Annotated in this window: 4 protein-coding genes and 1 pseudogene; 2 read left to right on the top strand and 3 right to left on the bottom strand. The window is 60.1% G+C overall.

Features of this window, described 5'->3' with window-relative positions; all coding sequences use genetic code 11:
• A pseudogene (locus ACIONG_RS08100) lies at positions 1 to 994 on the bottom strand (hypothetical protein); the annotation flags it as partial.
• A 196-nt stretch (positions 995 to 1,190) separates the two neighbouring features.
• Here ACIONG_RS08100 and ACIONG_RS08095 point away from each other — a divergent pair.
• On the top strand, positions 1,191 to 2,087 hold the full coding sequence (locus ACIONG_RS08095; RefSeq protein ID WP_401298012.1) for an NAD(P)-dependent oxidoreductase: 897 nt from the start codon (positions 1,191 to 1,193) through the stop codon (positions 2,085 to 2,087).
• Here ACIONG_RS08095 and ACIONG_RS08090 read toward each other — a convergent pair.
• Positions 1,978 to 4,260 carry a putative bifunctional diguanylate cyclase/phosphodiesterase gene (locus tag ACIONG_RS08090; protein ID WP_401298009.1) on the bottom strand — a complete coding sequence of 761 codons (2,283 nt, stop codon included), beginning with the start codon at positions 4,258 to 4,260 and terminating at the stop codon, positions 1,978 to 1,980. The two genes, ACIONG_RS08095 and ACIONG_RS08090, sit on opposite strands and share 110 nt — an antisense overlap.
• A 148-nt stretch (positions 4,261 to 4,408) precedes the next feature.
• Positions 4,409 to 4,777: a YkgJ family cysteine cluster protein gene (locus tag ACIONG_RS08085; RefSeq protein ID WP_103307211.1), complete on the bottom strand. Its 369-nt coding sequence runs from the start codon at positions 4,775 to 4,777 to the stop codon at positions 4,409 to 4,411.
• Between the two features lie 302 nt (positions 4,778 to 5,079).
• On the opposite strand from ACIONG_RS08085, the gene ACIONG_RS08080 reads away from it, so the two are divergent.
• Positions 5,080 to 6,429 (top strand): spinster family MFS transporter, encoded by a 1,350-nt coding sequence (locus ACIONG_RS08080; protein ID WP_401298005.1) that lies wholly within the window; start codon positions 5,080 to 5,082, stop codon positions 6,427 to 6,429.
• Positions 6,430 to 6,528 lie beyond the last annotated feature (99 nt).

The following is a 6,528-nucleotide window of genomic DNA, read 5'->3' as shown; positions in this document are numbered from 1 at the left end:
GGCCGGCGTTGATGTGCAGCGCCTCGGACATTTCGCTGCGGTGATCGGAAATGTTCGGCAGCACGCAGATGCCGCTGGTGAAGATCGGTTCGAACACGAACGAATGACCGCTCTTGCCGTCATGTTCGTCCATCGGTTTGGTATCGAACGTCTTGTTCATGTACGAGTGCTGCTGGGCCAGGCCGAATTCCGAAGCCATGCCCGAACCGGTACCGCCGCCGGCACTGAAGATCGAGAAGTACAGGCGCGACTGGTTGGCCTTGATGCCGCAGCTGTCGATCAGGTACGAGTGGATCATTTTCCAGTCTGGGCTGGAGAAACGCTGGGTGTCCTTGTTGAGGATGATCTTCGCAAGATACTGGCCGAGGATCGGCGCGTTACCGGCGCCACCGGCGTGGACTTCGGACAAGTCCATGATTTTCATTTTGCTGTAGTCGCGCAGGAAGCCGCTTTTCTCGCCCTTGCGCGAGAAACGGATGCGCCCGGCGATGTCCTTGTCGAGGTCGCCGAGCATCACCAGCGGCTCTACCAGAAACACCGGTTTGGTGGATTTGTTCGGGCCGATACGCAGGTTGTTCTTGATCCACTGGGCCGGGCTGTAGCCCTTTTCGGCGTAGCGTTTGTCCGGCGACAGGCGATCTTCGTTGTTGAATTCGTTGAGGTAGAACTTGCGCGCGTTGTACACCAGCTCCGCGACGTCGAGGGCGATGTTGGAGCCGCAGCGACCGAGGCCGATCAGGCACACCGACGGGAATTCCTGATCGTTGTGCTGTTCGTTGTCGCCTTCCAGGTGCGGCGGACGCGGGAACACCAGATCACGCAGGCCATCGAGGTTGTCGAGGATACGGTCGGTATTGGTTTCGGTGAAGTACAGGTATTGCTGAGTCGACAGCGGGCGCGACGGGACCAATGGCTTCGACGATGACGGGCTGTTCGCCGCGGGGCTCAAGGTCAGATCGGATACCGCGGTGGCGGGATTGTTTTTAGAAGTCATTGTGCGCCATATGCCTGGACTGGTTGGCTCGCGGGCCAGTTGCCTGCGAACCTCACGGAATAAGATCTCGCGTCTTTTTTTGCGCGAATTGAGCCCGAGCGTCAGGGACTTGGCCTGACTGTCGCTTGGGGGAATCCTTTCCTGATCGTTGATGAATCGGCCATTATTCGGCGATCTTTAATCAAAAGGAGGCTAAATGATGTCAACGCTACCTTCGTTGGGGTTCGCCGGAATCGGTCTGATGGGCCTGCCAATGTGCCGGCGTCTGCTGGCAGCGGGTTATCCGCTGGCGGTGTGGAACCGTAACCCGGCCAAGTGCGCGCCACTGGTCGAGGCCGGTGCCCGGCAGGTAGCGAGCCCCGCAGAACTGTGCGCACACGCCGACGTGGTGATGTTGTGTCTGGCCGATACGGCGGTGGTGCGCGAAGTCGTGTTTGGCCCGGCCGGTGTCGCCGAAGGGGCGAAAAAAAGCCAGTTGTTGGTAGATTTTTCCAGCCTTGAGCCGACGGCGACGCGTGAAATGGCGGCGCAGTTGCTGGAGAGAACCGGCATGGCCTGGCTGGATTCACCGGTATCCGGCGGCGTGGTCGGGGCCGAGGCGGGTAGCCTGGCAATCATGGTCGGTGGCGCGGCGGCGGATCTTCAGCGCGTACGCCCGGTGCTGCTCAATCTGGGGCAGCGCGTCACGCACATGGGCGGCGTCGGCGCGGGTCAGGTGACCAAGGCCTGCAATCAGATGATCGTCGCCTGCAATGCACTGGTGATTGCCGAAGTGGTGGCGTTGGCCGAGCAGGCCGGTGTCGATGCCAGCCTGATCGCGGAGGCGTTGGCCGGTGGTTTTGCCGACTCCAAACCGTTACAGATCCTCGCTCCGCAAATGGCCGAAAGCCGTTTCGAACCGATCAAATGGCACGTGCGCACGCTGCTCAAGGATCTCGATACGGCGGTGAAGTTCTCTCGCGAACAAGGCTCGGCCACGCCGATCAGCGGATTGGCCGCACAACTGATGCGCCTGCATGGGGCGCAAGGCTTTTTGGCGCAGGATCCAGCGACACTGGTGCAAATGTACCGCGCGCCAGAATCAACGGATTGATCGTGTATGAGTGTTTGCGCTGATTGATTTCTTCCAGCACCGGGCGCAGCTCGTCCAGCGGCACCGGGCGGCTGAGCAGGTAGCCCTGAATGAAATCGCAGCCCGAACGCTCGAGGAACTCGTATTGCTCCAGGCTTTCCACGCCTTCGGTGACCACTTGCAAATGCAGGGTGTGCGCCATGACGATGATCGCCTGGACGATCTCCATGTCGGCCGTGGCTTTGGGAATGTCGAGGATGAACGAGCGGTCGATTTTCAGGGTGTTGAGCGGCAGTCGCTTGAGGTAGGCCAGCGACGAGTAGCCGGTGCCGAAGTCATCGATCGACAGCGACACACCGAGGGCGCGGATCTGGCGCAACAGCACCAGGGTGTTGGCGATGTTGCCCATCAGCGCATTCTCGGTGACTTCCAGCTCCAGCCGTTCCGGCGCCACCCCAGCGGTGCGCAGCGCACTTTCGATTTCGTCCGCCAGTTCTTCCCGGGCGAGGTTCAGCGGTGAACAGTTCCAGGCGATTTTCAGTTCTTCGCAGCCATGGCGCGACAGTTCACCCAGATCCTTGCAGGCGCGGCGCAGGACCCAATTGTCCAGTTCGGCGATCAGGCCATTGTTTTCGGCGATGCTGATAAAGCGGTCCGGGGTCAGCAGGCCGTGGACCGGATGCTGCCAGCGGATCAACGCTTCGAGCTTGGTGACCCGGCCGGTTTTCAGTTCGAAGATCGGTTGGTAATACAGCATCAGGCCGTTTTCTTCGCGCAGGGCGTGGCGCAGTTCTTCCTCCAGTTGCAGCTCGAAGCTGGCGCGGGTCTTGAGGTTGGAGCTGAAAAAGTGCAAGCCGTTGCGTCCCGCGCCTTTGGACTGATACAACGCCAGATCTGCGTGCTTGAGCAACTCCTCGCAGGTGGTCCCGTCTTCTGGATAGAGGCTGATGCCGATGCTGGTGGTCATCACCATCCGGCGTCCGGCGAGTTCTATCGGCTCTTTCATTTTCTGCATGATCCGTTGCGCCATGCCGCGCGCCTCTTCACGGTCATTCAGACCGATCAGGATGCAAAACTCATCCCCCCCGAAACGCGCGACCACGTCTTCATGGCTGCGCACCGAGCCTTTGATGTGATTGGCGATGACCTTGAGCAAGGCGTCGCCGGCGTCATGGCCGAGGCTGTCGTTGATCCGTTTGAAGTGGTCGATGTCGAGAAACATCACCGCGAGCATGCCGCCTTCGGTGGCTTTCTGGCTGAGCTTCTCGGCGAAGATCTGGTTGAAGCCACGACGGTTGATCAGGTTGGTCAGGGCGTCGTAGTTGGCCACTTGTTGCAGCGACATGCGCGCCTGATCGAGTTGGCTGAGCAGCGCGTTCACTCGGCGCAGGTCGTGCTCCTTGTTCTGCAACTTCTTGTCGGCCAGTGCTGCGCTGATCGCGCTACCGAGGATCAACAGAATGATCAGCGCCACCGTCAGGCCCAGTTGCAGGTGACTGTTTTCCGCCGAAAGGCTTGGCACACTGCCCTCGGGCAACACCAGACGTAACGCCGCCATCCCGGTGAAGTGCATGCTGAAAATGCCCGCACCGAGGATCAGTGCCGCGGCGTACTTGAGCATCTGATGAGCGATGCCGCTGCCTTCACGCAAGTAACCCGCGACCCACAAGGCCGCGAAACTGGCGACGATGGCAATCACGATCGACAGGCCGAACAACAAGGGCTGGTAATAAGCCGTGGCGACCGAGTGCATCGCCGCCATGCCGACGTAGTGCATACCGGCAATGCCCAAGCCGATGACGATGGCGGTTTTCAGGTAATGCATCAGGCTGGGTTGCGCCTCGCTCAGCGTGTGCATGGCCAGCCACGAAGCGAGCAGGGCAATCAGCAGGGAAAACAGGGTGATCGGCAAGTCGTACTGAATGTCGATCGGCGCCTGAAAGGCGAGCATGCCGATGAAGTGCATGGCCCAGATGCCGCCGGCCAGGCAGGTCGCGCCGATCCAGCGCCACAGTCGTTGTGAGCCGGGGTCTTCAGCGTGGCCGACGCGTTCGGCCATGTCGAGGGTAGCGAAACTCGCAGCGCAGGCGACCAGATAGGCCACCAGCACCAGTAAAGGGTTGTGTGTGCAATCGAGAATGACCTGCCCGCTCTCCGGCAGCTCGGTAACAAACTGCAAACCAAGCCACTCCATAGCATGCCCCATCTCTGAAGTCGTCCTTACTGCGTCGTCAACGCAGGCGAATGTCTGGAGTATAGAGGCGGTTTTCGCGATGCAAGCCGTGGTAGCACATTGATGCCAATGATTTCGGCATTAGCCTCATAGCCATTGGCGCTAAGGGTCAGGCGCTCTTGTCGAAAGGGATCTCGGCCCAGTCGGGTTGCAGGGGTGGCAGGCCGAAGCGCGCGCGGGCCTTGTCGCAGTCGACGTTCTGTTCGCCGTTTTCCCACGACGATTCGAATTCACGGCAGGGGCTGGCGCGCTGCTCATAAATCGAGCACTGCACGTTGCTGCCCACCTCACCGACCAATGCCGTGCAGCGCGGCGATTTGCAGTCGGTGCCGTTCATCGCCACCCGACTCGGGCTGATTTGCGTCACCAGTTCATCGGGCACCGTACCGCCGGAGGATGAGCACTCACCCCAGAAAAAAGACACGCGAAAATGGGAACAGCAGGCACCGCAATTCAGACACGGACTGACTTCGGACATGGGGGCGGGTATCAAAGGGATTGATCGGGAGATCCGGACGGATCCGGCGGCCATTCTAGGCTTCGCCACGAACTTGGGAAGGGGGGCGCGAAACTATTTTTTTGTGGCAAGGTTTTGCCGCGAAAGCCCCGGTTTTCGGGGGACTTCAGCGTTATCAAGGGCTTACGTTTCGTTACAGGGCCATGGCCCGATATCAGGCAGACGAATGATCACAGACAGCCTCTGTCGGCCTGACTAGATTGCAGGTTCCGGGCTCGGATGCGTCGGCAGTGAAGCCCTAATAACAATAAAGAGACGGACCCATGCAGAACTCGACCCAAGCGGCGAATGCCTGGCGCATTCTGTTCCTGCTGTTCCTCGCCAACCTGTTCAATTTCTTCGACCGCACCATCCCGGCGATCATCATCGAACCGATTCGCATGGAATGGCACCTCAGCGACTTTCAGCTGGGGATCGTCGGCACCGCGTTCACCATTGTTTATGCGATTGCCGGCCTGCCGCTCGGGCGCATGGCCGACACTGGCTCACGCAGCAAACTGATGGGCTGGGGCCTGGCGACGTGGAGTGCGCTGACCGCGGTCAACGGTCTGGTCGGCAGTTTCTGGAGCTTTTTGCTCGTGCGCATGGGCATCGGTATTGGCGAGGCCAGTTACGCACCGGCCGCCAATTCGTTGATCGGCGATCTGTTTCCGGCCCACCGTCGGGCGCGTGCGATGGGTATTTTCATGCTTGGTCTGCCGTTGGGGCTGCTGCTGGCGTTCTTCACCATCGGCTGGATGGTCAAGGCATTCGACAGCTGGCGCGCGCCGTTCTTCATCGCCGCCGTACCGGGGCTGCTCCTCGCGATCTTCATGTTTTTCATCAAGGAGCCAAAACGCGGCGCAGCGGAAACCGTGCAGGTCTCGCAAGAGAAAGTCGACAAACCGATCCGCCGGATCCTCGCCGTGCCGACCTTCTTGTGGCTGGTGATGGCCGGGCTGTGCTTTAACTTCGCCACCTATGCCTGCAACTCGTTTCTGGTGCCGATGCTGCAACGCTATTTCCTCATGCCGTTGCAGGAAGCGGCGGTGGCGACCGGGTTGATCGTCGGCGTGACCGGGCTGATCGGCCTGACCCTCGGTGGCTGGATCGCTGACAAGATTCACCAGCGCGTGGCCAACGGGCGACTGCTGTTTGCGGCGTTCAGTCTGATTATTTCGACGCTGTGCACGGCTTGGGCGTTGCATGCCGGACGCATCGAGATTGGTGTGTTTGTGGCGCTGTTCAGCGTCGGTTGGCTGTTTGCCTATAACTTCTATACCTGCGTGTACACGGCGATTCAGGACGTGGTCGAACCGCGCCTGCGGGCGACAGCGATGGCGTTGTTCTTTGCCGGGTTGTATCTGCTGGGCGGTGGATTGGGGCCGGTGGTGGTTGGCGGGCTGTCGGATCACTTTGCCAAATCGGCGATGATTTCAGCGGGGGCGGAGCAGATGACCGAAGCGTTTAAAGCTGTCGGCCTGCATGATGCGATGTACCTGATCCCGGTGGCGCTGTTCCTGACCATGGTGTTTCTGTTTCTGGCGGCGCGGTGTTTTGTCCGGGATGCGCAGCGGATGAAGGAGGGGTTGGTTGCTGTTGTTGAGCCAGAGGGTGCGGCGGCGACTGCATGATTGCAATCGCTGGCAAGCCAGCTCCCACAGGGATTGTGTTCATGCTGGAGATCCAATGTGGGAGCTGGCTTGCCAGCGATGAGGCCATCAGCATCAGCT

Origin of the sequence: Pseudomonas sp. NPDC087817 (assembly GCF_044742875.1) — a bacterium.
Classification (GTDB): Bacteria; Pseudomonadota; Gammaproteobacteria; order Pseudomonadales; family Pseudomonadaceae; genus Aquipseudomonas.
Note: the sequence above shows the minus strand (reverse complement) of the source record. Positions and strands in the feature narration are given on the sequence as shown.